Annotated in this window: 28 protein-coding genes and 1 tRNA gene; 16 read left to right on the forward strand and 13 right to left on the reverse strand. The window is 62.8% G+C overall.

Going from position 1 to position 25,156, the window contains the following annotated elements; translation table 11 throughout:
* Positions 1 to 16: 16 nt before the first annotated feature.
* Both J3A71_RS22080 and J3A71_RS22085 read left to right on the forward strand, forming a co-directional pair.
* Positions 17 to 397 carry a hypothetical protein gene (locus J3A71_RS22080; protein ID WP_016485432.1) on the forward strand — a complete coding sequence of 127 codons (381 nt, stop codon included), beginning with the start codon at positions 17 to 19 and terminating at the stop codon, positions 395 to 397.
* Positions 398 to 530: 133 nt separating this feature from the next.
* Positions 531 to 2,663, forward strand: coding sequence for a TonB-dependent siderophore receptor (locus tag J3A71_RS22085; protein ID WP_209953272.1), 2,133 nt, complete (start codon positions 531 to 533; stop codon positions 2,661 to 2,663).
* A gap of 185 nt (positions 2,664 to 2,848) precedes the next feature.
* On the opposite strand, the gene J3A71_RS22090 is transcribed toward J3A71_RS22085, so the two are convergent.
* Positions 2,849 to 2,938 (reverse strand) — tRNA-Ser (locus tag J3A71_RS22090).
* Between the two features lie 198 nt (positions 2,939 to 3,136).
* On the opposite strand from J3A71_RS22090, the gene J3A71_RS22095 reads away from it, so the two are divergent.
* The 3 genes from J3A71_RS22095 to J3A71_RS22105 all read left to right on the forward strand — a co-directional run bounded on the left by J3A71_RS22095 (position 3,137) and on the right by J3A71_RS22105 (position 5,764).
* On the forward strand, positions 3,137 to 3,826 hold the full coding sequence (locus J3A71_RS22095) for a crotonase/enoyl-CoA hydratase family protein (RefSeq protein WP_016485430.1): 690 nt from the start codon (positions 3,137 to 3,139) through the stop codon (positions 3,824 to 3,826).
* Between the two features lie 183 nt (positions 3,827 to 4,009).
* Positions 4,010 to 4,723 carry a lysophospholipid acyltransferase family protein gene (locus J3A71_RS22100; RefSeq protein ID WP_016485429.1) on the forward strand — a complete coding sequence of 238 codons (714 nt, stop codon included), beginning with the start codon at positions 4,010 to 4,012 and terminating at the stop codon, positions 4,721 to 4,723.
* Between the two features lie 69 nt (positions 4,724 to 4,792).
* The gene (locus J3A71_RS22105; protein ID WP_024717731.1) at positions 4,793 to 5,764 is read left to right on the forward strand and encodes a magnesium and cobalt transport protein CorA; all 972 of its coding nucleotides are present in this window, start codon (positions 4,793 to 4,795) and stop codon (positions 5,762 to 5,764) included.
* A gap of 31 nt (positions 5,765 to 5,795) precedes the next feature.
* Here J3A71_RS22105 and J3A71_RS22110 read toward each other — a convergent pair whose 3' ends face one another.
* On the reverse strand, positions 5,796 to 6,527 hold the full coding sequence (locus J3A71_RS22110) for an amidotransferase (RefSeq protein WP_023048853.1): 732 nt from the start codon (positions 6,525 to 6,527) through the stop codon (positions 5,796 to 5,798).
* A gap of 528 nt (positions 6,528 to 7,055) precedes the next feature.
* Between J3A71_RS22110 and J3A71_RS22115 the strand changes: the two genes are divergently transcribed.
* A complete protein-coding gene (locus tag J3A71_RS22115; RefSeq protein ID WP_102689859.1) occupies positions 7,056 to 7,856 on the forward strand; it encodes a cytochrome c in 801 nt (266 codons plus the stop codon).
* Between the two features lie 45 nt (positions 7,857 to 7,901).
* On the opposite strand, the gene J3A71_RS22120 is transcribed toward J3A71_RS22115, so the two are convergent.
* The 4 genes from J3A71_RS22120 to J3A71_RS22135 form a co-directional block, all read right to left on the reverse strand.
* Complete coding sequence (locus J3A71_RS22120; RefSeq protein WP_016485425.1) at positions 7,902 to 8,234, reverse strand: ribonuclease E inhibitor RraB; 333 nt, start codon at positions 8,232 to 8,234, stop codon at positions 7,902 to 7,904.
* A 179-nt stretch (positions 8,235 to 8,413) separates the two neighbouring features.
* Positions 8,414 to 8,650 (reverse strand): hypothetical protein, encoded by a 237-nt coding sequence (locus J3A71_RS22125; RefSeq protein WP_016485424.1) that lies wholly within the window; start codon positions 8,648 to 8,650, stop codon positions 8,414 to 8,416.
* A 203-nt stretch (positions 8,651 to 8,853) separates the two neighbouring features.
* Entirely contained in the window at positions 8,854 to 10,911 is a 2,058-nt protein-coding gene (locus J3A71_RS22130; RefSeq protein ID WP_016485423.1) for an LTA synthase family protein, read from the reverse strand.
* Between the two features lie 240 nt (positions 10,912 to 11,151).
* Complete coding sequence (locus J3A71_RS22135; RefSeq protein ID WP_016485422.1) at positions 11,152 to 11,343, reverse strand: PLD nuclease N-terminal domain-containing protein; 192 nt, start codon at positions 11,341 to 11,343, stop codon at positions 11,152 to 11,154.
* A gap of 126 nt (positions 11,344 to 11,469) precedes the next feature.
* On the opposite strand from J3A71_RS22135, the gene J3A71_RS22140 reads away from it, so the two are divergent.
* Complete coding sequence (locus tag J3A71_RS22140) at positions 11,470 to 12,408, forward strand: ZIP family metal transporter (protein WP_016485421.1); 939 nt, start codon at positions 11,470 to 11,472, stop codon at positions 12,406 to 12,408.
* Positions 12,409 to 12,471: 63 nt separating this feature from the next.
* Here the strand turns inward: J3A71_RS22140 and J3A71_RS22145 are convergent, their stop codons facing one another.
* Entirely contained in the window at positions 12,472 to 13,002 is a 531-nt protein-coding gene (locus tag J3A71_RS22145; RefSeq protein ID WP_016485420.1) for a hypothetical protein, read from the reverse strand.
* 60 nt (positions 13,003 to 13,062) lie between these two features.
* Positions 13,063 to 13,587, reverse strand: coding sequence for an ankyrin repeat domain-containing protein (locus J3A71_RS22150; RefSeq protein ID WP_016485419.1), 525 nt, complete (start codon positions 13,585 to 13,587; stop codon positions 13,063 to 13,065).
* Between the two features lie 264 nt (positions 13,588 to 13,851).
* Here J3A71_RS22150 and J3A71_RS22155 point away from each other — a divergent pair, with 264 nt between their 5' ends.
* Positions 13,852 to 14,124, forward strand: coding sequence for a DUF3509 domain-containing protein (locus tag J3A71_RS22155; RefSeq protein WP_016485418.1), 273 nt, complete (start codon positions 13,852 to 13,854; stop codon positions 14,122 to 14,124).
* 123 nt (positions 14,125 to 14,247) lie between these two features.
* Here the strand turns inward: J3A71_RS22155 and J3A71_RS22160 are convergent, their stop codons facing one another.
* The 3 genes from J3A71_RS22160 to aroC form a co-directional block, all read right to left on the reverse strand.
* Positions 14,248 to 14,784, reverse strand: coding sequence for an oxidase (locus J3A71_RS22160; RefSeq protein ID WP_209953274.1), 537 nt, complete (start codon positions 14,782 to 14,784; stop codon positions 14,248 to 14,250).
* Positions 14,784 to 15,938, reverse strand: a complete 1,155-nt coding sequence (locus J3A71_RS22165; RefSeq protein WP_016485416.1) for an MFS transporter — start codon at positions 15,936 to 15,938, stop codon at positions 14,784 to 14,786. The genes J3A71_RS22160 and J3A71_RS22165 overlap by 1 nt, the downstream gene beginning before the upstream one ends.
* 150 nt (positions 15,939 to 16,088) lie before the next feature.
* Positions 16,089 to 17,180 (reverse strand): chorismate synthase, encoded by a 1,092-nt coding sequence (gene aroC / locus J3A71_RS22170; RefSeq protein WP_016485415.1) that lies wholly within the window; start codon positions 17,178 to 17,180, stop codon positions 16,089 to 16,091.
* Between the two features lie 175 nt (positions 17,181 to 17,355).
* On the opposite strand from aroC, the gene J3A71_RS22175 reads away from it, so the two are divergent.
* Together J3A71_RS22175 and J3A71_RS22180 are read left to right on the forward strand one after the other, a co-directional pair.
* A complete protein-coding gene (locus J3A71_RS22175; RefSeq protein ID WP_016485414.1) occupies positions 17,356 to 18,318 on the forward strand; it encodes an alpha/beta fold hydrolase in 963 nt (320 codons plus the stop codon).
* Positions 18,319 to 18,382: 64 nt separating this feature from the next.
* Positions 18,383 to 19,165: a hypothetical protein gene (locus J3A71_RS22180; protein ID WP_016485413.1), complete on the forward strand. Its 783-nt coding sequence runs from the start codon at positions 18,383 to 18,385 to the stop codon at positions 19,163 to 19,165.
* Positions 19,166 to 19,298: 133 nt separating this feature from the next.
* On the opposite strand, the gene prmB is transcribed toward J3A71_RS22180, so the two are convergent.
* Positions 19,299 to 20,207, reverse strand: a complete 909-nt coding sequence (prmB, locus tag J3A71_RS22185; protein ID WP_016485412.1) for a 50S ribosomal protein L3 N(5)-glutamine methyltransferase — start codon at positions 20,205 to 20,207, stop codon at positions 19,299 to 19,301.
* 179 nt (positions 20,208 to 20,386) lie between these two features.
* Between prmB and J3A71_RS22190 the strand changes: the two genes are divergently transcribed.
* The 5 genes from J3A71_RS22190 to J3A71_RS22210 all read left to right on the forward strand — a co-directional run bounded on the left by J3A71_RS22190 (position 20,387) and on the right by J3A71_RS22210 (position 23,154).
* Complete coding sequence (locus J3A71_RS22190) at positions 20,387 to 20,977, forward strand: cysteine hydrolase family protein (protein ID WP_012271080.1); 591 nt, start codon at positions 20,387 to 20,389, stop codon at positions 20,975 to 20,977.
* Positions 20,978 to 21,063: 86 nt separating this feature from the next.
* Positions 21,064 to 21,384 carry a hypothetical protein gene (locus J3A71_RS22195; RefSeq protein ID WP_016485411.1) on the forward strand — a complete coding sequence of 107 codons (321 nt, stop codon included), beginning with the start codon at positions 21,064 to 21,066 and terminating at the stop codon, positions 21,382 to 21,384.
* 162 nt (positions 21,385 to 21,546) lie between these two features.
* Entirely contained in the window at positions 21,547 to 22,107 is a 561-nt protein-coding gene (locus J3A71_RS22200; RefSeq protein WP_060518466.1) for a Smr/MutS family protein, read from the forward strand.
* Between the two features lie 70 nt (positions 22,108 to 22,177).
* Positions 22,178 to 22,723, forward strand: coding sequence for a GTP cyclohydrolase I FolE (gene folE, locus J3A71_RS22205; RefSeq protein ID WP_003252789.1), 546 nt, complete (start codon positions 22,178 to 22,180; stop codon positions 22,721 to 22,723).
* Between the two features lie 59 nt (positions 22,724 to 22,782).
* The gene (locus J3A71_RS22210; RefSeq protein WP_016485409.1) at positions 22,783 to 23,154 is read left to right on the forward strand and encodes a glutaredoxin; all 372 of its coding nucleotides are present in this window, start codon (positions 22,783 to 22,785) and stop codon (positions 23,152 to 23,154) included.
* 49 nt (positions 23,155 to 23,203) lie between these two features.
* On the opposite strand, the gene J3A71_RS22215 is transcribed toward J3A71_RS22210, so the two are convergent.
* A complete protein-coding gene (locus tag J3A71_RS22215; RefSeq protein ID WP_016485408.1) occupies positions 23,204 to 23,806 on the reverse strand; it encodes a glutathione S-transferase family protein in 603 nt (200 codons plus the stop codon).
* A gap of 145 nt (positions 23,807 to 23,951) precedes the next feature.
* Here J3A71_RS22215 and J3A71_RS22220 point away from each other — a divergent pair, with 145 nt between their 5' ends.
* Positions 23,952 to 25,142: a benzoate/H(+) symporter BenE family transporter gene (locus J3A71_RS22220; RefSeq protein WP_016485407.1), complete on the forward strand. Its 1,191-nt coding sequence runs from the start codon at positions 23,952 to 23,954 to the stop codon at positions 25,140 to 25,142.
* The last annotated feature ends 14 nt before the right edge of the window (positions 25,143 to 25,156 follow it).

Consider the following 25,156-nt stretch of genomic DNA (forward strand, 5'->3'; position numbering starts at 1 on the left):
CTGACAGGACGACTTTATGACAAGACTCACGGTGCAATCCGGCGATTTCTTGCAAGGTGAAGGCGAGTATCGCAACGGATCGCTCACACTCAAGACCCCGCGCAGCCCGTCACCGGGTGAGCGGATTTCCCTGGCCCGCATCAGCGACCTCCGGCTGGCCAGCCTGGAAACCAGCCGCAGCCTGGGCAGCGCCCTGGGCTGGGGTGTGGCGGGGGCCCTGGTGGCCGGGCCGGTGGGCTTGCTTGCCGGGCTGTGGCTAGGCGGCAAGGAGCAAGAAGCTACCTTCCTGGCCACCTTCAAGGATGGTCGCAAGCTCATGGCGATTACCGACGGCAAAACCTGGTCGAAGATCGATGACAGTTGGCGGCAGCACAAGCACCCTGCCAACCAGGGCTGAATATCGCGGGGCCTGGATCGTTTTATGCTGAAGGCGGCTGTTAATATGCCGCCTTTTTCATGGCCTGTGCCGGCCTCTTCGCGGGTTTACCCGCGAAGAGGCCGGCACAGGTGTGCGCATCCAGGAGCCCCGCATGCCCCCGCGTCACCCCCGCCTGCCCCTGAGCCTGCTCAGCCTGGGCCTGGCCCTGCATTGCCCCCATGTGCTCGCCGAAAACAGCGTGGTGCTGGCCCCGCTGCAGGTGTCCGACACCTACGGCGACGACGGCTATCAGGCACACCAGGCCGCAGTGGGCGGCTTCCAGCCCGCGCCCTTGCTTGATACCCCTGCCGCCATCAGCGTTTTCAGCCAGCAACTGCTTGAAGACCGGCAGGTGCGCCAGCTAAGCGAAGTGCTGCAAAGCGACGCCTCGGTTGGCGAAAGCTATGCCCCCATCGGCTACTACGAAAACTTCAACGTGAGGGGCTTCGAGCTTAACGCCGCCAGCAGCTACCGTATCAACGGCCAGACCATTGCCGGCGAGCAGAACGTGGCCCTGGAAAACAAACAGCAAGTCGAGTTGCTAAAGGGCCTGTCCGGGCTGCAAAGCGGCGTTTCAGAGCCGGGTGGCCTGGTCAACTACGTGACCAAGCGCGCCGAGGATGTGCGTAGCGTCACGCTGTCGACCAACGCACAGGGCGAACGCTACCTGGCCACCGACCTGGGTGGCTGGTTCGGCAGCGAAAAACAGTTCGGCCTGCGTGCCAACCTGGCCCATGAGGACATCCGCTCGTATGTCGACCATGCGGATGGCAAGCGTGACTTCGCCTCGCTGGCCTTCGACTGGCAGATCAACCCGGATGCCACCCTGCGACTGGATGCCGAATACCAGCACCGCGAACAGCGCTCGGTGCCGGGTTACCAACTGCTGGGCGGCACCGCAGTGCCTCATGGCATCGACCCGGACGATCGTTTGGCGTACCAGCACTGGGCCAAACCCGTGCAGAACGACTCGCTGAACCTGGGCGGGCGCTTCGAGTACCGCTTCAACGAGGCCTGGACCGGCACCTTGAGTGCCTCGCGCAGCAAGGTGGTGATCGACGATTACAGTGCGTTTGCCTGGGGTTCGAGCGAAGGCGCGTTCTTTGCCGGCAATGGCGACTACGACATCTACGACTTCCGCAGCCCCGACGACACCCGCCGCACCGATGAAGCACAGGCCATGCTCAACGGGCACTTCGATGCGCTGGGCGTGGGGCATGAACTGACCGTGGGCACCAGCGCGCAGCGGCGCACGCTGGATCAACGGCCGTACTACAACGAGTGGCTGGGTACCGGCAACATCTACACCGGCGCCCCCGCCTTCGCCCCGTCCGACAAAGCTGTCGGCGCCAGCGAACGCCGCCTGGACAGCCGTCAGTACGGCCTGTTCGTCAGCGACCGCATCAGCTTCAACGAACAGTGGCAGACCGTGCTGGGCGCCCGTGAAGTGCGCCTGGATGAAAAGACCTGGGACGAGAACGGTGTTGCCGGGCGCCATACCCGCCAATATGAGTTGCTGCCCAATGCTGCACTTATCTACAAGCCGCAGCCAGATACCACGGTATACGCCAGCTACGCCAAGGGCCTGTCTGCCGGCGGCACGGCACCCTGGTTTGCCAGCAACGCTGCCGAAATCCTCGCCCCCACAACCTCACACCAACTGGAACTGGGCCTCAAGCACGACTGGCAAGGCCTGAGCCTCAGCGCCGCGCTGTTCCAGATCCGCCAGGCCTACCAGTACGCACGCCCGGACGGTGCTGGCAACTTCACCTACGTGCAGCAAGGCCAGCAGAAAAACACCGGCCTGGAGCTGGGTGCCAGCGGCTGGGTAACCCGCAACTTGCAGGTACAGGCCAGCGCCGCAGCCATTCGTGCGCGGGTGAAAAACAGCGGTACCGATGCCTATGAAGGCCATCAGGCAATCAATGTGCCCAGGTTCCGGGCAGCACTGCACGCGCAATACACGCTGCCGGTACCGGGGCTGGCACTGTTGGGCGGGGCGCGCTACAGCGCCAGCAAGTATGCGAGCCAGGCGGGCAATGTGGAGGTTGGCGGGTACACCGTGTTCGATGTAGGGAGCCGGTATCGTACGCGCATTGGCGGGTATGACACGGTGCTGCGCCTGACCGTGGATAACGTGTTCGACAAACGCTATTGGCGCGATGCGGGGGACTATCTGGGGGATAACTACCTGTTCCAGGGGGCGCCACGTACCGCTCGGCTTTCGGCTTCGGTCAGCTTTTAAGATCTTGGGGCCGCTTTGCGGCCCATCGCGACGCAAGGCCGCTCCCACAGAGGACCGCGTGAATCTCAGGTGAACGCGGTCCCCTGTGGGAGCGGCCTTGCGTCGCGATGGGCTGCAAAGCAGCCCCAAAGGCCCAAATACAAAAAGCCCCCGTGCTTTTCAGCGCGGGGGCTCTTCGTAGAATGTGGCGGTGAAGAAGGGATTTGAACCCTTGATACGATTTCTCGTATACACACTTTCCAGGCGTGCTCCTTCGACCACTCGGACACTTCACCGTTTCTCTTCAAGCCTTGCGGCCCGTCGAGGTGCGCTAATTTAGTGAAAGACATTCCCTTTGGCAAGCACTTTTTTCAAATTTTTCATGTATTTGCATTTGGCACGCGGTGAACGCTGACCGACCAGTCAGCCTTGCTGCTTTACCTGGCCTCTGGCGCTGGGTAACGTCGTCGCCACGCCAACAAAAGGACTCTGCCATGAGCGAGCTGATTACCTACCACGCCGAAGACGGCATCGCCACCCTGACCCTGAACAACGGCAAGGTCAACGCCATCTCGCCGGACGTCATCACCGCCTTCAACGCCGCGCTCGACCGCGCGATCGAAGCGCGCGCAGTGGTGATCATCACCGGGCAGCCAGGCATCCTGTCGGGTGGTTACGACCTCAAGGTGATGACCAGCGGCCCGCAAGAGGCAATCAGCCTCGTCACCGCCGGCTCTACCCTCGCCCGCCGCCTGCTGTCGCACCCGTTCCCGGTGGTGGTCGCCTGCCCGGGCAATGCCGTGGCCAAGGGCGCTTTCCTGCTGCTGTCGGCCGATTACCGCATTGGCGTCGAAGGCCCGTACAAGGTGTGCCTGAACGAAGTGCAGATCGGCATGACCATGCACCATGCCGGTATCGAACTGGCCCGCGACCGCCTGCGCCGCTCAGCCTTCCACCGCTCGGTGATCAATGCCGAGGTATTCGACCCACACGCGGCGGTCGATGCCGGCTTCCTCGACAAAGTGGTGCCGGCCGAGCAGTTGCAGGAAGCGGCACTGGCGGCGGCGCGTGAATTGAAGAAGCTGAACATGCTGGCGCACAAGAACACCAAGCTGAAAGTGCGTAAAGGCCTGCTGGAGGCCCTGGACAAGGCGATCGAGCTGGACCAGCAGCATATGGGCTAGGCCCACCGGCCTCTGTGGGAGCGGGCTTGCCCCGCGAAGCAGGCAACGCGTTGCACGGCACCGGCTCCGCCGGTGTTCGCGGGGCAAGCCTGCTGCCACCGTCAGCAAGGCGCAGCAACAAGGTTTGCCCGAACCAGTGCACATCCGTACACTCCCCGGCGACTGTCTGGTGTGAGTCGTACCATGCTTTATTCCTTGCGCATGCTTCTGCTGGCGCTGCATTTCCTTGTGGTTGGCGTCGTGGGCCTGGTCATCGGCCTGTGCCGCCCCTTCAACCCCGACAACAGCCGCATATTCGCCCACCTCTACAGCCGCCCGGCCACCAGACTGCTGCGCATCAAGGTCAAGGCCGAGGTCGGCCCGCTATGGGATCAGCCCCCCGGTTGCGTGATCATCGCCAACCACCAATCCAACTTCGACCTGTTCGTGCTCGGCCAGGTCGTGCCACGACGCACCGTTGCCATCGGCAAGAAAAGCCTGGGCTGGGTTCCGTTGTTCGGCCAGCTGTTCTGGCTGGGCGGCAACGTGCTGATCGACCGCAAGAACAGCTACCAGGCACGCAAGGCCCTGCAGAAAACCACCCGCGTGCTGCAGGACGATACCTCGATCTGGGTGTTCCCCGAAGGCACACGCAACCCTGGTGAACACTTGCTGGCATTCAAGAAAGGCGCTTTTCACATGGCCATCGAGGCCGGCGTGCCGATTGTGCCGGTATGCGTCAGCCGCTATGCCAAACGCATGGGCCTGAACAGCTGGCGCCAGCGCACGGTAGTCGTCCGTTCGCTGCCGCCCATTACAACCGCCGGCATGACCCAACGGGACATCCCGGCGCTGATCGAGCAGTGCCGGGTGCAGATGCAGCAATGCATCGACCGCATGGAACACGAGCTGGCCTGAAGCCGGTTGCTCTTGGGCCGGGTACGGCCCAAGCTGTACCCCGTGTTCAACCGGAATAAGCAGGCAACCATGGGTCGAGTCGTGGCATCGGCGGTGTACAGCGCCGGCAGAAAGGTCACCAACATCAGCATCGACGAAGGCAGCGAGTGGGCGCGCAAGCCGGGGCACTTTGTGTGGATTGGCCTGGAAGAGCCCAACGCCGAGGAACTGGCCAACCTGCAATGCCAGTTCAACCTGCACGAGCTGGCCATCGAAGACGCCCTGGAAAAGCACAGCCGGCCCAAACTGGAAACCTTCGGCGACGCGCTGTTCATCGTCACCTACTCGCCAGTGCGCCATGAAGGCAAGCTGGAGTTCATCGAAACGCATATCTTTGCCGGCAACGGCTACATCATCACGTGCCGCAATGGCCACTCCAAATCCTATGCCCTGGTGCGCCAGCGCTGCGAGGCGCGGCCGCTGCTGCTGGAGCACGGTGAAGATTTTGTGCTGTACGCCCTGCTCGACTTCGTCACCGAGAACTACCAGCCGGTCAGCGAGGCCATTCATGGTGAAATCGAGGAGTTGGAGCAAAGCGTGCTCGGCGGTTCGTTGCAGGAGGATGACATCCGCCGCCTGCACAGCCTGCGCCGCGACATCCTGCGCCTGCGCCGCTATGTGGCGCCGATGGTGGAAGTGAGCGAGGAGTTGCAGCGCCTGAGCTTTCCGTTTATCGACAAGAACATGCGCCCGTATTTTCGTGATGTGCAGATTCACGTGACCCGGCAGATGGAAGACCTGGCCGGCATCCGCGACATCGCCAGCCAGACCATCGAGATCGGCATGCTGCTGGAGTCGTCACGGCAGAGCATCGTGCAACGCAAATTCGCGGCCTGGGCGGCGATTCTGGCGTTCCCTACAGCGATTGCGGGGATTTACGGGATGAACTTCCAGAACATGCCGGAGCTGGGGTGGCACTATGGATACTTCGGGGTACTGGGGGTGATCGTGCTGGGATGTACGGGGTTGTTTGCCAGCTTCAAGAAGTCTGGCTGGCTCTGAGATTGCCGGGGCCGCTTTGCGGCCCCCGCCACTACGCCGCGTTATGCTTGCTCACCGGCTGCTGGATAAAGCGCATCATCCACTCCCCCACCAGGTCGCCCTGGTGCTCGGTGGCCAGGCTGGCCACCGCCTTGTGGTACACCTCATCCCCCAGGTATTCCTGGCGGGCATCCAGCAGCGCGCGTGAATAGTCGTGCACGAACTCCGGGTGGCCCTGGAAGCACAGCACCTGGTCGCGGATGTGGTACGCCGCATTCGGGCAGAAATCGCTTGAAGCAATCACCGTGGCGCCTTCCGGCAGTTCGGTCACCTGGTCCTGGTGGCTGATCAGCAAGGTCAGCTCCGACACCTCCGGGTCCATCCACGGCGCATGGGCCGCCAGCGAGTAGCGATGGATGCCCACGCCCCAGCCCTTCTCCGCCCGCTCGGCCTTGCCACCCAAGGTCAGCGCCAGCAACTGATGGCCAAAACACACCCCCAGCAGCTTCTCGCCACGCTCGTAAAGCTTCAGCAAGTAGGCCCTGAGCGTCTGGATCCAGGCATCTGTACCGAACGAATCGGCCTTGCTGCCCGTCACAAGGTAGGCATCGAACACTTCATTCTCGGCGGGATAGTCGCCGTGCATCACGTTGTAGACACGAAATTCGGCGGCAATCGGCTGACGCGAGAAAAGCTGCTCGAACATCCTGCCGTAGCCCTGGTACTGCGCCGTCAACTCCGGTCGCAGGACATCGGTTTCAAGGATGCAGATGCGTAACGACATAGGGGTAGTCCTGAACGACATGGGTGGGAATCTGCTGTAGAGACTGACGCGAAAGACACGTACAAGCAAGTAGGCTGCACTGACGAACGGTCACATTTCGTCGGTACCCGCTTTGTGCTTGCGCCCCTGTCTAGTCAGAGCATGCCAGCCAGATGGCACATGGCCTCATAGCTAACTGAAATCAATGAACCACACAATTAGAACAAAGGGTTCTCAAACATGCATCACACACACCCTACTGTTGGATGTATATCCACTTTCAAGAGGCATGCAGTTCAGGCGCCAAGCGTCGCCACTGTGATCGACCCGAAGCGCGACAAGGAAGCCAACGGGTATTCAGGAATAACAACAAGAAGGCGGTCCGCCATGTTCAGACAATCAAAAATTCGCCAAGCTGGGCTCATTCTCTTTGCCACGACATTGCTGTTGATATTGCCGAACCTGACACGTTTATTCGGCTGACCCTTTCGGTGGCGCCAACGGGCAGTGCACAGGTAACCTGCCGGCCTTGATGGTCGGAGATTACCCATGCGCCACTGCCTTGCACTGTTTGCGTTGTTCCTGAGCCTGCCGCTGTCGGCGGCGCAACTGCACCTTGAGCTGGGCGCCAGCGCGCGCCAGTGGAGCAGCGCCGAACTGCTCGGCCACCCGCAGGCCCGGGATATCAGCGTCGATCAGGATGTGTCATACAAACGCCCCATGCACTATCGGGCGGTGCCATTGGCCACGCTGCTGGAAGGCGTAAGCCCCGCTGATCACCTGCAGGCAGTGGCACGGGATGGCTTTGCCGCCGAAATGCCCGCCGCACCGCTGCTGCAGCAAGGGCCGGCACGGGCCTGGTTGGCCATAGAGGACCCCGACAAACCGTGGCCGGCATTAGGCAAGGGCAAACCCAGCGCGGGGCCGTTCTACCTGGTGTGGACTCAGCCGCAAGCGAGCGGCATTCGCCCGGAGCAGTGGCCGTTCCAGATTTCCACCCTTCGTAAACTGGACGCTGTCGAGACGCGCTTCCCGGCCTTGCTGCCCGATCCGAAGTTGCCAGCCGATAGCCCGGTGCGCCAGGGCTTTGCCTTGTTTCAGCAGAACTGCATGGCGTGCCACCGCCTTAACGGTGCGGGGGATGCGCAAATGGGGCCGGATTTGAACATGCCGCACAACCCGACCGAGTATTTCCAGCCGGGTTATCTGCGCCAATTGATTCGCAACCCGCAAAGCCTAAGGCAGTGGCCGCAGGCAAAGATGCCGGGGTTTGCTGAAAACGTGCTGAGTGAACAAGACCTGGATGCGTTGCTGGCTTATCTGGGGCATATGGCTGGGCGCAAGCCTTGAGGGCTTCTTCGCGGCTTCACCCGCGAAGAAGGCAACGGAAAACCTTCAGGCAGTCTGCCGTTCGTGCTTGACTCCCCACCCTTCCACCTCCCCCCCATAAGGTGTCACCAACTGCTCGAACGCCTCTTCAAAGTCGCCAATCCCGCCATAGGTCGCATACATGACCTTGCTCAGTTCCAGGTGCCAGGCACCGTCGCCCAGCTCTTTCACCTGGGCATTGAGCGATTCGCCACGAAACTGCCCGGCGGCGCGGCGGGCACCTGCTTCATCGGGGAATACGGCATAGAACTCGATGGGGTGGATCTGGGTGAAGTCGAAACCGCCTGCCTTCATCTGGCGCAGGACGTTGCTGCTGATATCGTCGTTCTGGCTGCTCATGAATCGTCCTCCTGAATAACGCAATGGATAGACTTTCCGTGCACTACGCACCTGCCGGCAATCAATGGCCGAGCAGTTCGAGCTGATGCAAGACGCGAATTGAAACGGCGCCTACCCGCAGAATGGCAGGCACCTTTCATCATCGTAGCGCTTGAACAGGCACCACGCAAACGTGTGGGTCAGGGCGCTTCGTGAATACTGGTGATGGTCACCCCGCTATGCTCCTTGAGCCAGCGGGCGGTCGGAGAAATGGTGCGGTCCTGGAAGTCGTTGAGGTCCAGCTCGTCCATCACCGGGAACAGCTGCGAACGGATGGCCCGCGCGGCTTCCTCCTCGCTGGGACGGTGCTCGGTCCGCAGCATCAGGGTGGACGGTTCGCCTTTTTGATCGGCAAAGATGACTTCCCACTCTTTCATTGAACAAGTCCTCCCAATCCAGATACACCACGGTGTGATGCCTGATCAACTGACCTTGGGGCCGGGAGAATGTTCAGTCTGTGAGGGCCTCTTCGTGGGGCAAGCCCGCTCCCACAGAGATATCAACGGCGGGATTGCGATGATATCCCTGTGGGAGCGGGCTTGCCCCGCGAAAGGGCCGCAAAGCGGCCCCTTTTGCAGCCTTACTTCGGCGTGCCGTGCACGACACCGGCGGTGTTATCCAGCAGGCTCTTGGTCGCCGTCTGGATATACGCTTCCAGCTTTTTCAGCATTTCTGGCTGGTCCGGGCTTTCAATCAGTTCGGCCTTGAACTCGCTGCCCAACTGATAGCGGTACATGCGCGGGGTCATGTCCTTGGACTCGATCAGGATGCGGTCGCCTTGCACCAGGCCGACGATCTGCTCGCTGCCCGACGGCTTGATCATGCCCACGCCCTGGTCACCCTCAGGCAGGTTGAGCAGATCACGCCCCCAGCACTGGTGGCGGGCCTTGCCACCCAGGCGGCCCATGATGGTCGGCACGATGTCGACCTGGGTGCCCACGGTGTGGTTCACCGCACCAAACTTCTCCTGAATGCCCGGGGCAATCAGCAGCAGCGGCACGTTGAAACGGCCCAGGTCCAGTTCGGTGACTTGCTGGTGGTTGCCAAAGCCATGGTCGCCGACGATGACGAACAGGGTTTCCTTGAAGTATGGCTCTTTACGCGCCTTCTCGAAGAACTGGCCCAGCGCCCAGTCCGAATAGCGCATGGCAGTGAGGTGCTCGTCCAGGCGGCCTTGCCCGGTGACCTTCTCGACCGGCAGGTCTTTGGGCAGCGCGTATGGGGTGTGGTTGGAAAGCGTCTGCAGCAGCGCGTAGATCGGTTTCTTGCCGTCGTGCTTGGCCAGCTCCTCGTTGCCGCGGTCGAACATGTCCTGGTCGGACACGCCCCAGGTCGGGTCGGAGAACACCGGGTTGACGAAGTCGTTACGGCCAATGAAGGTGGTCATGCCCTGGTTGCCGAAGAACCCGGACTGGTTGTCCCAGGCAAAATCGCCGTTGTAAACGTACACGTCGTCGTAATCACGGGCGCTCAGCAGTGCCGGCAGGCCCGACAGCTTGTGGCCGCCTTCCGGGGTCTGCATCAGGTATTCGAAGCCTGGCAGATTGGGGAAGCAGGCCATGGTGGCGAACATACCTTGATGGGTATGGGTGCCGTTGGAGAAGAAGCGGTCGAACAGCAGGCCTTCTTTGGCCAGCTTGTCGAAGTACGGGGTAATGTTGTTGGGGCTGCCCAGTGCGCCTACCGAGTGGCCGGCGAAGCTTTCCATCAGGATCACCACCACGTTCTTGATCGGCAGGGTGCGCTCGGCCGGCGGCACGAAGTCGCGGCGGATGGCAGCCTCGTCGGCATCGACCAGGGTGTCGTGTGCCGTCAGCAGTTGCTCGCGCACGCTTTGCGTGGCCACGTTCTGCTCCAGTACCGGCTTCCAGATGTTGGCGCGGTCTTCGCCGAAGCGGCTCTTGGCAGCGTCGATCAGGGTCAGGGTGCCGTTCAGGCCTAACTGGTTGACGAAGTTGGAGTCAGTGGTAAACGCATCACCCCAGCGCATTGGCGGGCCTTGGCGCAGGGTGCCACGGGCAGCGACCACGGCCACCAGCAGAATCACCATGAACACCGCCAGGCGGTTGTACCATGGGGCAACCCGGTGCAGGCCTTCGCCACGGGTCGCGCGGTCGATGCCTTTGAACAGCAGGCTCAGCAGCCAGGTACCGAAGGCCCAGGCCAGCAGGTAGCGCACCACCGGGAAACCGTACCAGAGCATGCTCATGACGGTTTTCGGGTCTTCCTTGATGTACTGGAACACCAGGCCGTTAAGGCGCTGGTGGAACTCGCGGTAGAAGTCCATCTCCATCAGGCCGAGGAACATTACCACGCTCGAGGCAAGGGTCAGCCAGAAGCGGAACACCCCACGCCGGGCCATTGCCCAAGGGCTTAGGATGGCCAGCAGCAGCGGGATGCTGAGGTACACCACCACGCGCAGGTCGAAGCGCAAGCCGTTGAGGAAGCCTTCGGCAACGGTGGAATACGGGGTATCACCGATCATGTCGCTGTTGTAGACCAGCAGCGCCAGGCGCACCAGGCTGAGCATCAGCATGATCACCAGCCCGCTGAGCAGCGTGTAGGCCAGGTGGGATTTCAGGGTCGGCGAAAACGACGTTCGCGCGCCCTGTTGCTTCAAGGCGTCCGTGTTAGCCATGAATGGGGAGGTCCTAGGATTGCGGTTTGCGAAGAGGCGATGGCGCTAGACCAACGCAGCATTGTGCGGGTGCGGATTCTGTTTAAACCAATGTGAAAATTTTGTCACTGGGATGTTGCGGCTTTTGTCTGTGCCGGCCTCTTCGCGGGCTTGCCCGCTCCCACAGGAGCCCCACAACTCTTGAGAGCGGCGCAGTACCTGTGGGAGCGGGCGAGCCTGCGAAAAGGCCGGCACAGGCGTTCAGATGCGCACGTTCCCCCGCGGCCCGGCAATTGCCCAGATCACCAGCCCTACCACCGGCAACAGTGCGATCAGCAAGATCCACAACACTTTGACACCCACCTCGCTGCCACTCTTGATGACATTGAGGATGGCCCAGATATCCAGCGCCAGAATGATCAGCCCGACGAGGCTGTTGAAGGTAGACCCCATGCCTAAACTCCTGTCCAGAGGCTTTGCTGCACAGCATAGCCAGCTATCGCACCAATAGAAGGGAATCCTTGGCCGTTGGCACAGGTCCCTGAGTAGACTGACTGCAATAACTGATTCGAGGTTCGCATGCCCCCCGCACACAGCCAAAGCGCCGCCCCACTTTCACTGCTGCACGCCTGGCGTCAGCAGGTGGCCCACACCCCTTGGCTCAGCGCCGGCCTGGGGCTGAGCCTGCTGGCAGTGATCGCACTGCTGGTGGCCAGCTTCTGGAACGCGGTGAACGGCGACCATGCCGATAACCTGCACCTGGCCGTGCTAGGCGGGTTGTCCGGCTTTGGCGCCACCGCGTTGGGTGCAGTGCTGGCGGTAGTGCTGCGCGATGTCAGCGCCCGCACCCAGGACGTGATGCTTGGCTTTGCCGCCGGCATGATGCTGGCGGCCAGTTCGTTTTCACTGATTCTGCCGGGCCTGGACGCCGCCCGCGAGATCACCGGCAACGGCCCGGCTGCGGCCTTTACCGTAGTGCTGGGCATGGCGCTGGGCGTATTGCTGATGCTGGGCCTGGACCGGTTCACCCCGCACGAGCACGAAAGCACCGGCCCATGCGGCCCCGAGGCCGAGCGTATCAGCCGGGTATGGCTGTTCGTGCTGGCGATCACGTTGCACAACCTGCCTGAAGGCATGGCGATTGGCGTGAGCTTCGCCAATGGCGACATGAACATCGGCCTGCCGCTGACCAGCGCCATCGCCATCCAGGACATCCCCGAGGGGCTGGCCGTGGCGCTGGCCCTGCGCGCTACCGGGCTTTCGAACATGAAAGCCGCGCTGGTGGCGATAGGGTCTGGGCTGATGGAGCCGCTGGGGGCGGTGATCGGGCTGGGGATTTCGACCGGCTTTGCCCTCGCCTACCCGATCAGCATGGGGCTGGCGGCGGGGGCGATGATCTTTGTGGTGAGCCACGAGGTCATCCCCGAAACCCACCGCAATGGGCACCAGACGGCGGCGACCCTTGGGTTGATGGGTGGCTTCGGCGTGATGATGTTTCTGGATACCGCGCTGGGCTGAGGTTTTGCGGTTGCCTGTGCCGGCCTCTTCGCGGGCTTGCCCGCGAAGAGGCAAACGACGAAATCAGATGTGCACGGCGACTTTCAGGGCTTCCAGGGCCGGCTCGACCTTGATGCCCAGCGCTGCACCCAGTTCCAGCACGCGCGCCAGGTCGTTCTGCCCCACCATCACCACCTGCAGCTCGTCATCCAGCAACTGGCTGAAGTTCAGCAACACATAACCACCGGCTTCTTTGTTCAGTGCGCCCATCTGCACCTGAATGCGGTTGAGCGCGGTCAGTGGCTCGGTGCGGGCCAGTTGCTTGGGCTTGAGGGTGAACGGCACGCTGCTGTCGAACGAGTCGCTGATCTGCTGGAACAGGTCCTGATAGCTGTCAGCCTGGAACACTACAGTGTCCGGCAAGCTGCCCAGCACCACCCATTCGCCCAGCGGGATGGGGAAGCTGTCGTCGTAGTTGATGTCGGGGTTGGCGGCCAGGAAAGCGGCCGGGTCGGCGTAGGCCTGGGCGGCCTCGTCGGCGATGCGCTCGATGTCGGCCTCACGCATGCAGCCGGCGCCAATGAGGCTGATGAATTCGAGCAACTGAGTTTTCATGAAAGGGGGCCTGCGACGGGTGAAAAGTCGCCAAGGATAGCCGCAAATGCCCCCGGGCGGTTAGCCGGCCAGCGTTTGCAAGCGTGCGGCTGTGTCCACCGCGCCCATGGTTTGCGCGGCCATCAGCGCGGTGGCGCCGCGGGCATCCTGGCGAGTCGGGTCGGCGCCTTGGGCCAACAGGTACTCGAGGATTTCGCTGCGGTTGAACATGGCCGCCAGCATTAATGCGGTGCGGCCGTCCTGCGCTGCGGCATCGACTGGCACGCCGTGCTCCAGCAGCAGGCGGATCATCGCCAAATCCCCCTTGAACGCGGCACCGGCAATCGGCAATTGGCCGTTGTCGTTGGCAATCAGCGGGTCGGCGCCCTGCGCCAGGAGCACGCGCACCGCGTCGTGGTGGCCGTGGTAGCTGGCCAGCATCAGCAGGGTATCGCCTTTGTGGTTACGCAGGTTGGCCGGCAGGCCGCTGGCAAGCAGGCGACCAAGCATTTCAGCATCCCCCTGGCGGGCACGTTCGAACACTTGCTCGGCGAACGCAGCAGTTTCGTCGTCGGTCATTGTGGCTGGCGCGGTGTGGCTGGACATCGGGAACCTCCTGGCATAAATGATTGCCCAAGTGTTTGTCAGGCACGCCATTGTGGTCAAAGGTTCAGATTCTATAGGGCCAATAGCTAAAGCCGGACCCGTGCAAAATGCACTGTGCAAAATGCACGACCATGCAACCTGCACGGCACCGCTTCTTCAAATACCTATTAAGTGACTGTTTTTACTGGGTTTTTTCTGAAATCAAGTTCTGGCACGGTCGCTGCAATCATCAACTCATGTCTGCCACACTAGCCAGGAGTTGATATGGACCTCATCCAGCAAAAGTTCGTCTCGGTATTTTCGGCCTATCAGGTGACCACCCAGGCACGCCCTGATGGCGGCGTACTGTTGACCCTGCGTGCCGCTGACAACAAAGTCACCCGCCGGGTGCTGACCTATGCGCAGCTGCACAACGCAGAGCAACTGTCCTGGGCGATCAGCGCCATCCGCCGTGACCTGGCTGAACAGGCCAGCGAGTTGCCAGTGATTACCATGCTGCAGAGCCAGCAACGGTTTGCCCTGCCGACCTATCGCTGAGCTTGGTGGTGTTGCTAGTGGCCCCATCGCCGGCAAGCCAGCCCCCACATTGACCACGTCGGCCTCAAGGCCTGCGCATAACCTGTGGGAGCTGGCTTGCCGGCGATAGGGCCTACCCAGCAATTAAAGCTCGTCAATCCCCATGAACGCCCGCGCAGTCACATCTCCGGTGAATCGCGCTTGCGCGCCCTGCTCGCTGCCATACAAACGCAACGCCAGGCAAAAAGGCATCGCGCCCAGCTCTACCCAGCGCCGTGTTCCCGCCGGCACTACCAGCTGGTCACCCTTCTCGCACAGCACCGAATACACCCAGTCGCCCAGCCGCAGGCCAACCTGCGCCCGCCCGCTGACCACGGCAAACACCTCGTCGGCATCATGCACATGCTCATCGCGCACATCGACTTGCAGCGCGTCTTCACCGTCACGGTTCAACAACACGTAGGCTTTGCTGCCGTGTGCAGTCATCAACTGGTCCAGATACTCACGGCTGAGCTCCAGTGCCTCACCGTCGGCCGTGCCAGGCCGCACCCGCAGGCCAGGCTCGCAATGGGAAAAATGCACGCCCTGCTCGGCAAGGGTCGCGGCGATATCGTCGTGGTGGGTCAGCACCTTGTTCGGCAGTTCCGGGCTGGCGGGGTGAAAAACGCTGAGAATGCTCATCAGGGGCGGGTCCTGGTCGGTTGCGAACAAAGGGCAATGATAACGGCTGCAGCCAAGGCTGCGGCACTGGCCATACCAAAGGTGAAGGTGGGGCCCAGCAGTTTCCAGCTGTAGCCCGAATATAATGCCCCCAGTGCACCGCCGGTGCCCGACAGCGCCGCGTACAACGCCTGGCCCTGGCCCTGCTGGCGGGCGCCGAAACTGGCCTGGACGAACGCGATGCTGGCAGCGTGAAAGCAACCGAAGGTGGCCGCGTGCAGCAGCTGGGCGAAGATCAGCACGGCCGGTGCCTCGGCCAGGTTGCCCAGCAGCAACCAGCGCAAAGCCGCCAGCAAAAAGCTGACCAGCAAAACGCGTTGCACACTGAAGCGCGCAAATAGCCGGCTCATCACCATGAACATCAGCACTTCGGCCACCACCCCCAGCGCCCACAGCAGGCCGATGGCACTGCGGCTGTAACCCAGGTGCTCCAGGTGCAGGGTAAGGAAGGTGTAGTACGGCCCATGGCTGAGCTGCATCAGCGCCACGCAGGCGTAGAACGCGACCACCCCCGGGGCCCGCAACTGCTGCAGGAAGCCGCCGGCGCCTTTGCGCTCGCCCTGCTCCACCGGCTGGGCGTTTGGCACCCACAGGCTGGCAGCGACAATACCGGCCATGATCGTGACCAGGGCCACCGGGTAGATGTCCAGGCTCAGCCATTCGAACAGGCGGCCCAGGCCAACCACCGTGAGGATGAAGCCGATAGAGCCCCACAGGCGCACCTGGCTGTAGCGCGACGTTTGCCCGTGCAGGTGGGCCAGGGTGATGACCTCGAACTGCGGCAGCACCGCGTGCCAGAAGAACGCGTGCAGGGCCATCACCAGCGCCAGCCACGCGTAGCTTTTGCCGAAGAAGATCAGGGCGAAGGTGGCCAGGGTGGACAACGCGCCCAGGCGCACGATCAACAAGCGCTGGCCGGTACGGTCGCCCAGCCAGCCCCACAGGTTGGGGGCGATGCAGCGCATCAGCATGGGAATGGCCACCAGCTCGCCGATACGCGCCGGGGAGAAGCCCAGGTGGTCGAAGTACAGGGCCAGGAAGGGGGCGGTGGAGCCTAGCAGGGCGAAGTAGAACAGGTAGAAGCTGGACAGGCGCCAGTAGGGGATGGGTTGCATGGATTTACCGTCTGAACCGGCACCACCCTGTAGGCGCAGCCTTGTGCTGCGAAAGGGCCGATGTCGCCATAGAGATGTGTGCTAGCTGCACCGGCCCTTTCGCAGCACGAGGCTGCTGCTGCAAAGAGCGGGCCGGCGCAAGCAACACGGTCAGAGCTGGCCCAGCACCGGGGTGGTTACCTTCACATCGGCATTCTGCGCGCGGTGGCGCAGCAGGTGGTCCATCAGCGCGATGGCCATCATCGCCTCGGCGATCGGCGTGGCGCGGATGCCCACGCACGGGTCGTGGCGGCCTTTGGTGATGACGTCCACCGGGTTGCCGTCGATGTCGATCGAGCGACCCGGGGTGGTGATGCTGGAAGTCGGCTTCAGCGCCAGGTGGGCAACGATCGGCTGGCCCGAGGAAATGCCGCCCAGGATGCCACCTGCGTTATTGCTGAGGAAGCCTTGCGGGGTCAGCTCGTCACGGTGCTCGGTACCGCGCTGGGCCACGCTGGCGAAGCCGGCGCCGATTTCCACGCCTTTGACCGCGTTGATGCTCATCAGCGCATGGGCCAGCTCGGCATCGAGTCGGTCGAAGATCGGCTCGCCCAGGCCAGGCATCACACCCTCGGCGACCACGGTGATCTTGGCACCTACAGAGTCCTGGTCACGGCGCAGTTGGTCCATGTAGGCCTCCAGCTCCGGCACCTTGTCCGGGTCGGGGCTGAAGAAGGCGTTCTGCTCCACCGATTCCCAGGTCTTGAACGGGATTTCAATCGGACCCAGCTGGCTCATGTAGCCACGTACGGTGATGCCCTGGGTGGCCAGGTACTTCTTGGCAATGGCACCAGCGGCCACGCGCATGGCGGTTTCGCGGGCCGAGCTGCGGCCACCGCCGCGGTAGTCGCGGATGCCGTATTTGTGATGGTAGGTGTAGTCGGCGTGGGCCGGGCGGAACAGGTCCTTGATGGCCGAGTAGTCCTTGGACTTCTGGTCGGTGTTGCGGATCAGCAAGCCGATCGAGCAGCCAGTGGTGCGGCCTTCGAACACGCCGGAGAGGATTTCCACCTCATCGGCTTCCTGGCGCTGGGTGGTGTGCCGGCTGGTGCCAGGCTTGCGCCGGTCGAGGTCGTGCTGCAGGTCGGCCAGGGAAATTTCAAGGCCCGGTGGGCATCCATCGACAATGGCGACCAACGCCGGGCCATGGCTTTCGCCAGCGGTGGTGACAGTGAACAGCTTGCCGTAGGTATTGCCGGACATGGGCGCTCCGCGAGTTCTGCCTGAAATGGACGAAAGCGGCAGTATACAGATGGATTGGTTGTCTGTACTGGCCCTATCGCCGGCAAGCCAGCGATGGGGCCGATCCTGCAACACACTACCCGAGAACCTTCCCGCAAACATTGGGTCAAAGCTGCATCTCCCCATGTAGTACCGCATGATGTCGCGCCTCGTCGCCTTGCTCTTACTGCTGTGCACCGGCCTGGCCCAGGCCGCTGCCCCCACCGTGCTGCAACGCCCGATCGACCTGGATACCGGCCAAGGCGTGCTGCACGGCAGCCTGCTGCTGCCACAACAGGCCTCCCCGCCGCCGGTGGTACTGATTATCGCCGGCTCCGGCCCCACCGACCGCGACGGCAACAACCCGGCGTCGGGCCGGGTCGACAACCTCAAACGCCTGGCTTTGCTACTGGCCAACGAGCACATTGCAAGCGTGCGCTACGACAAGCGTGGAGTGGCTGCCAGCCAGCCGGCCACGCCTGATGAGCGCAACCTCAGCGTGGAGCGCTACGTGGCCGATGTGGTCGCCTGGAGCCACAAGCTCAAGGCTGACCCGCGCTTCGGCCCGCTGATCCTGGTTGGGCATAGCGAAGGTGCGCTGATTGCAAGCCTGGCTGCAGAACAGGCCGGCGCCAGCGCGGTGATCACCCTGGCCGGCAGTGGCCGGCCGCTGGCCGACGTGCTGCGCGAGCAACTGGCCAAGCGGCTGCCACCGGCGCAACTGGCCAGTGGCAGCGCCCTGCTCGACCGCCTGCAGGCCGGGCAAACCAGCCTGGAAGTACCCGCGCCGCTGCGCCAGGTGTTCCGCCCCAGCGTTCAGCCCTACCTGATCTCGCTGTTCCAGCAGAACCCGGCGGCAGCCTTTGCCCGCCTGCCCATGCCCGCATTGATCGTGCAGGGGCGCAACGACGTGCAGGTGGACGTGGCCGACGCCGAACGGCTCAAGGCGGCCAAGCCGGATGCGCAGCTTGTGCTGATCGACGGCATGAACCACATGCTGCGCATCAGCCCCAGGGACATGAGCCAGCAGCGCGACAGCTACCTCAACCCCGAGCTGCCGCTGGCGCGCGAGCTGGGTGAGCGCATTGTGACGTTCATCCAGCATTTGCCTTCGGCATGAGGTAAACGAGCTCAGGTCCGCGGCAAGCCTGCCGATACAGCAGGCATAGCCGAGGACAAGCCTGATGACTACCGCCCCCGCCGCCGCAGAGCCGGCCGAAGAATCCCAGGAAAACCCTGCCCTGCCTTGGGCAGAACTGGCCACAGAACACTTCCAGCTGCTGCGCCTGGCCGCGCTGCCCACCGACCGCAGCACCGGCGCACGGCCGCTACGCTTTGTGCAGTTCGGCTATGCCGAGCGCCACGACAAGGCCCACAGCTTGCTACGCATGGAAATCCAGCTGCCTGGGCAAAAGGTGCACAAAGAGCAGAACCGCCTGGACATCCGCGTAGACCATACCGAGCGCCTTGTGCGCATTGGCAGTGAACACGGCCTGCAACTGGAACCGGTAAACCGTGGCATTGGCCGCTTCATGCTCGCCCAGGCCGCGCAATGGCTGCAGCGCAAGTGGCCGCACTACCGGGTGCCAGGCATGGCGCTGCCGAGCAAGGATGCCCTGAGCGAGGACTCACGCCTGCGCCGTGACCAATGCTTGCGCGGGGTGGGGATCGAAGTGGAGTACGAGGACGGCCAGCACCTGAAGGGCCGGACCGTGGACATGACCGTAGGCCAGCTGAAGGCCGCCTGGAGCAACGAGCGCCTGCAGCGAGTGGAGATTCTGGACGCCGCCAACCTGCTGCAGCAGGCGGACCAGCAGTTGCAAGAGATGGAGGGGCAACTGCGCGAGCGCGATGAACGGGTGGCCAAGTACCACCGCGAGGACAGCGGGCTGCGCTTCACCATCACCTGCCTGGTGGCGTTTGCGGTGTTTCAGGCGGGGTTATTGATCTGGATAGCAACCCGCTGACACCGCGCCAGCGGGTGGATATTAGGGCCGCTTTGCGGCCCATCGCGACACAAGGCCGCTCCCACAAGGTATCGCGATCAATCTGTGGGAGCGGCCTTGTGTCGCGATGGGCTGCAAAGCAGCCCCAAATAGCCTAAACGCGGGCTTTGAACAACTCCTGATGCTGGCGGCACTGCTCGGCGGTGAGCATGAACACCCCATGCCCGCCACGCTCGAACTCCAGCCAGGCAAAGTCCACTTCTGGGTACAACGCCTCGACATGCACCTGGCTGTTGCCCACTTCAACAATCAGCAGGCCCTTGTCGGTCAGGTGGTCTGCCGCTTCGGCCAGCATGCGCCGTACCAGGTCCAGGCCGTCGTTGCCGCAGGCCAGGCCCAGTTCGGGCTCGTGGTGATACTCGGCCGGCATGTCGTCGAAGTCTTCGGCATCGACGTACGGCGGGTTGGACAGGATCAGGTCGAAACGCTGCCCCGGCAAGCCGCCAAAACCATCGCCCTGCACGGTATACACGCGGCCGTCCAGGCCATGGCGCTCGATATTCTGGTTGGCCACTTCAAGGGCCTCGAACGACAGGTCGGCCAGCACCACCTCTGCCTCGGGGAACACGTCGGCGGCGACGATACCAATGCAGCCCGACCCCGTGCACAGGTCAAGAATGCGTGCCGGCTCACTCGCCAGCCACGGTTCGAAGCGTTTTTCGATCAGCTCGCCAATGGGCGAGCGCGGCACCAGCACGCGCTCGTCAACGATGAACGCCATGCCGCAGAACCACGCTTCGCCCAACAGGTAGGCAGCCGGCACCCGCTCTTCGATCCGGCGTTTGAGCAAATGCTGCAGGCGTACCCGCTCGTCGTCCTCGAGCATGCAGTCCAGGTAGCTGTCGGCCACCTCCCATGGCAGGTGCACAGCACCCAGCACCAGCATGCGGGCCTCGTCCCAAGCGTTGTCGGCACCGTGGCCGAAGAACAGGTCGTGCTCGTGGAAGCGGCTGACCGCCCAGCGGATGTAGTCGCGCAGCGTGCGCAGACGGGATGTGATCACGGGGTACTCCTATTTCAGACCGGCCAAAAGTCTAACAGCCCCACCCGCACATTTGTTCGTTTGCCGTGACCAGTGGCTAGCCAGAGGCCAGTAACCACGCCGCTTGCGTTGTCAACCATTCCCATTGGCGTCAAGGCAGGGGACAATAGGTATACAAAAGCCCTTCCAAGGAGCCCTTGATGTCCGTTCCAACCACGATGTTCCGCCTCACTGGCCGCGACTACCCGCCGGCCAAGCTGAGCCACGCCAGCCTGATCATCATCGATGCACAAAAGGAGTACCTCAGTGGGCCCCTGCAGCTGTCGGGCATGGACGAGGCCGTGGCCAACATCGCCAGGTTGCTCGACGCCGCCCGTAAAAGCGGCCGTCCGATCATCCATGTTCGCCACCTGGGCACTGTCGGTGGCCGCTTCGACCCACAGGGGCCTGCCGGCCAGTTCATTCCGGGGCTGGAGCCGCTCGAAGGCGAAATCGTCATCGAAAAACGCATGCCCAACGCATTCAAGAACACCCAACTGCACGAAACGCTGCAGGCGCTGGGCCACCTGGACCTGATCGTCTGTGGTTTCATGAGCCATTCCAGCGTCAGCACCACCGTGCGCCGCGCCAAGGACTATGGTTACCGGTGCACCCTGGTGGAAGACGCCTCGGCAACCCGTGACCTGGCCTTCAAGGATGGCGTCATCCCGGCCGCGCAGATTCACCAGTGCGAAATGGCCGTGATGGCTGACAACTTCGCTTGCGTGGCCCCCACCGCCAGCCTGATCTGAGCGGCTAGGCACTACCGCCCGGCAGCCGGGCGGAACCCGATGGGCGGCGGCAGGTCGAATTCCGGATATCCACAGAGGAGAGCGGAATGAAGCTTAAAGGCAGTTTCGACGCCAAGCGCCTGCGCCCGCGCCAGCCGCGCAATTGGGGCGCCCGCCTGGCGGCCGGCCTGTCGGCGCTGCTGGCGACCCTGGGCGTGCTGCTGGCCATGGCCGGCGTCGCCGGTTTGCTGGGCAACTACCCTGCCCTGCAAGAACTCAACACCAACAAGCCGCTGTCCAGCATCCTTACCGTGGCTGGCTTGTTGCTGCTGTGGCTGGGGGTGCGCTTCTGGCGGCGCAGCCGTATTCGCTTGCGTCGCGGGCGGGAATTGAACCTGTCGCCGCACCTGATGAAAAAGCACGACTGAATCCTGCACTGGCCCTATCGCCGGCAAGCCAGCTCTCACAGGATTATCACAGGCCTGAGTGTTCTCCAGTACCTGTGGGCGCTGGCTTGCCGGCGATAGGGCCCGCACAGGCTGCACACGGCCCCACAGTCGCGTAAACTACGCCGCCCACGTGGAGGCATCATGCAAGACGACGATTTTTCCCTGTTCAAGGCCGAAGTGCGTGGCGTGAAGCCAATCCGCCACGACCGCGCCGAAGTCGGCAAGCCCAAGGCCGACCGCCAGAAGCTGGCCGGTCTGCGCCAGGCAGCGACCGTGCGCAGTGACAAGGCCTTGGTAATCGACGGTATGTCCGACCTGTTCGTCATCGACGTTGGCGCCGAAGACGAGCTTATGTGGCGCCGCGACGGCGTTCAGGAAGGCCAGTTGCGCAAGCTGAAGCTGGGCCAGATCCCGTTCGAGGGCAGCCTCGACCTGCACGGCATGACCGTGGAAAAGGCCCGCGAAACCCTGTGGGACTTCATCGCCGAAGCCACCAGACTGGAAGTGCGCTGCGTAAGGGTTACCCACGGCAAGGCGGCACGTCTGGACGGCAAGCGCCCGATGATCAAAAGCCACGTCAACACCTGGCTGCGCCAGCACCCGCAAGTGCTCGGTTTTGCCTCGTGCAGCGCCCGCCACGGCGGCACCGGCGCGGTGTATGTCATGCTCAAGCGAACCATGCTCGAAGGCCGCGACGAGTAACGCCGCGCTTGCAGCGCCGCCCTCACCGCCGTAACCTTCGTTTTTGCGATTTTTTCCCACAGGTAGATCCATGTCCCTGGAACAGAACTACACCGAGATCCTCAGCCAGATTGGCGAGGACGTCTCCCGTGAGGGCCTGCTCGACACGCCCAAGCGGGCTGCAAAGGCGATGAAGTACCTTTGCCGCGGTTATGAGCAAACACTGGAAGAAGTCACCAACAACGCGCTGTTCAGCTCTGACAACAGCGAAATGGTGCTGGTCCGGGACATCGAGCTGTATTCGATGTGCGAACACCACATGCTGCCGTTCATCGGCAAGGCACACGTGGCCTACCTGCCCAAGGGCAAGGTGCTGGGCCTGTCGAAAGTAGCGCGCATCGTCGACATGTATGCCCGCCGCCTGCAGATCCAGGAAAACCTCAGCCGCCAGATCGCCGAAGCCGTGCAGCAGGTCACCGGTGCCGCCGGTGTGGCCGTGGTGGTCGAGGCCAAGCACATGTGCATGATGATGCGCGGTGTCGAAAAGCAGAACTCGACCATGATCACCTCGGTGATGCTGGGTGAGTTCCGCGACAACGCCGCCACCCGCAGCGAGTTCCTCAGCCTGATCAAGTGATTGGCTGCTGACCCCAAGCCGACCCAGCCGGGTCGGCTTTTGCATTTCAGGAGTTGCCCGTGATCGTCAAAGCCCTGCGGGTTGGCCTCGGCCAGCTCATCGTGTTCGGTGACTGGATCAGCCGCCCAGCCAAGCGCAAGCGCGACGCCGCTGCCCAGGCCCGCGTCGAGCAAGCGGCCAAGGGCCTGGCGCTGTACCAGTTCCATGCCTGCCCGTTCTGCGTAAAGACCCGCCGCACCCTGCACCGGCTGAATGTGCCGGTGGCGCTGCGCGATGCAAAGAATGACCCGGTGCACCGCCAGGCCCTGCAGGAAGGTGGCGGCCGGGTGAAGGTGCCGTGCCTGCGCATTGAAGAGGCCGGCAAGGTGACCTGGATGTATGAGTCCAAGGCCATCGTTGCCTACTTGGATGAGCGTTTTGCCTCGGCCTGATAGCGTCTAGTCATCCTGTATCGGCCCTATCGCCGGCACAGGCTGACAGTCAACCCACCATCGGCACATGCCGCGGGTGGCTGCTGACCCGCTCCAGCCAGGCCTGTACCGCCGGGTAATCGGCCAGGTCGAACCCGCCCTGCTGCGCCACATGGGTGTAGGCGTACAGCGCCACATCGGCAATGGAGTACTGCTCACCCACCAGGTAAGGCGTCATCTGCAGCTGTCGCTCCATCACCCTCAGTGCCTTGTAGCCGCCCTTGTGCAGCTTGCGGTACTCATCCACCCGTTCATCCGGCAGCCCCAGGTAGAACTGGATGAAGCGCGCCACGGCAATGTACGGCTCATGGCTGTACTGCTCGAAGAACTGCCACTGCAACACCTGCGTGCGCAGGCGCGGTTCGCTGGGCAGGAACTCGCTGCCATCGGCCAGGAAGTTGAGAATGGCATTGGATTCCCACAGGTAGCTGCCGTCTTCCAGCTCCAGCACGGGCACCTTGCCGTTGGGGTTCATCGCCAGAAACTCAGGCGTTTCGGTCTCGCCCTTGAGGATGTCCACCGGGTGCCATTCATACGGCCGGCCCAGCAGGCTCAACATCAGCTTGACCTTGTAGCAGTTGCCCGACTGGTAGTCGCCATAGACCTTGTACATCGCCCCTCCCCCTCCAAGCAGTTTTGCAATTGCGCCCAATAGTTGGCGACTGTACGGCTAAAAGCAATGGCCGCTGTATGGCAAGGATCAATCTTGCTCGCTGTAGTCTGAAAAAACTGCTTACACCTTTACAAGGACTTTGTTCATGACCGATGCCACTTCCGCACGCCTGCGGCCCCTGGCAGACACTTCCCCGTCGGCGGTGGTCGCCGGCTTCATCGCCATGCTCACCGGCTATACCAGTTCGCTGGTATTGATGTTCCAGGCCGGCCAGGCAGCCGGGCTGACCACCGCGCAGATCTCCTCTTGGATCTGGGCGCTGTCGATCGGCATGGCGGTCTGCAGCATCGGCCTGTCGCTACGCTACCGCACCCCGATCACCATTGCCTGGTCTACCCCCGGTGCCGCCTTGCTGATCACCAGCCTGGGCGGTGTGAGCTATGGCGAGGCCATTGGTGCCTACATCACCTGTGCCGTGCTGGTACTCCTCTGCGGCCTCACCGGCAGCTTCGAGCGCCTGGTCAAACGGATTCCGGCTTCGCTGGCCTCGGCGTTGCTGGCGGGTATCCTGTTCAAGATCGGTAGCGAAATTTTTGTTGCGGCGCAGCATCGCACATTGCTGGTGCTGGGCATGTTCTTCAGCTACCTGCTGGTCAAGCGCCTGTCGCCGCGTTACTGCGTGCTGGCGGCGTTGCTGGTGGGCACGGCATTGTCCGGCGCCCTGGGCCTGCTGGACTTCAGCGGCTTCCACCTGGAGGTGGCCAAGCCGGTGTGGACCACACCAAGCTTCTCGCTGGCGGCAACCATCAGCATTGGCATTCCGCTGTTCGTGGTGGCCATGACCTCCCAGAACATGCCCGGCGTCGCCGTGCTGCGTGCCGACGGCTATCAGGTACCGGCCTCGCCGCTGATTTCAGCCACCGGCTTTGCCTCACTGTTGCTGGCGCCATTCGGTTCGCACGGGGTCAACCTGGCGGCGATCAGCGCGGCGATCTGCACCGGGCCACACGCCCATGAAGACCCAGGCAAACGCTACACCGCAGCGGTATGGTGCGGGATTTTCTACGGCATCGCCGGGGTGTTCGGGGCGACCTTGGCGGCGTTGTTTGCAGCGTTGCCGAAAGAGCTGGTGCTGTCGATTGCCGCCCTGGCGCTGTTCGGCTCGATCATGAACGGGCTGACCGTGGCCATGAGCGAGGCGCGCGAGCGGGAGGCGGCAGTGATTACCTTCATGGTCACGGCTTCAGGACTTACGTTGTTCTCGATTGGCTCGGCGTTCTGGGGGATTGTGGCGGGGGTGCTGGCCTTGATGATCCTCAACCCGCGCAAGGCCTGACTGCAACTAAATGT

Origin of the sequence: Pseudomonas sp. PvP089 (assembly GCF_017875165.1) — a bacterium.
GTDB lineage: Bacteria > Pseudomonadota > Gammaproteobacteria > Pseudomonadales > Pseudomonadaceae > Aquipseudomonas > Aquipseudomonas fortuita.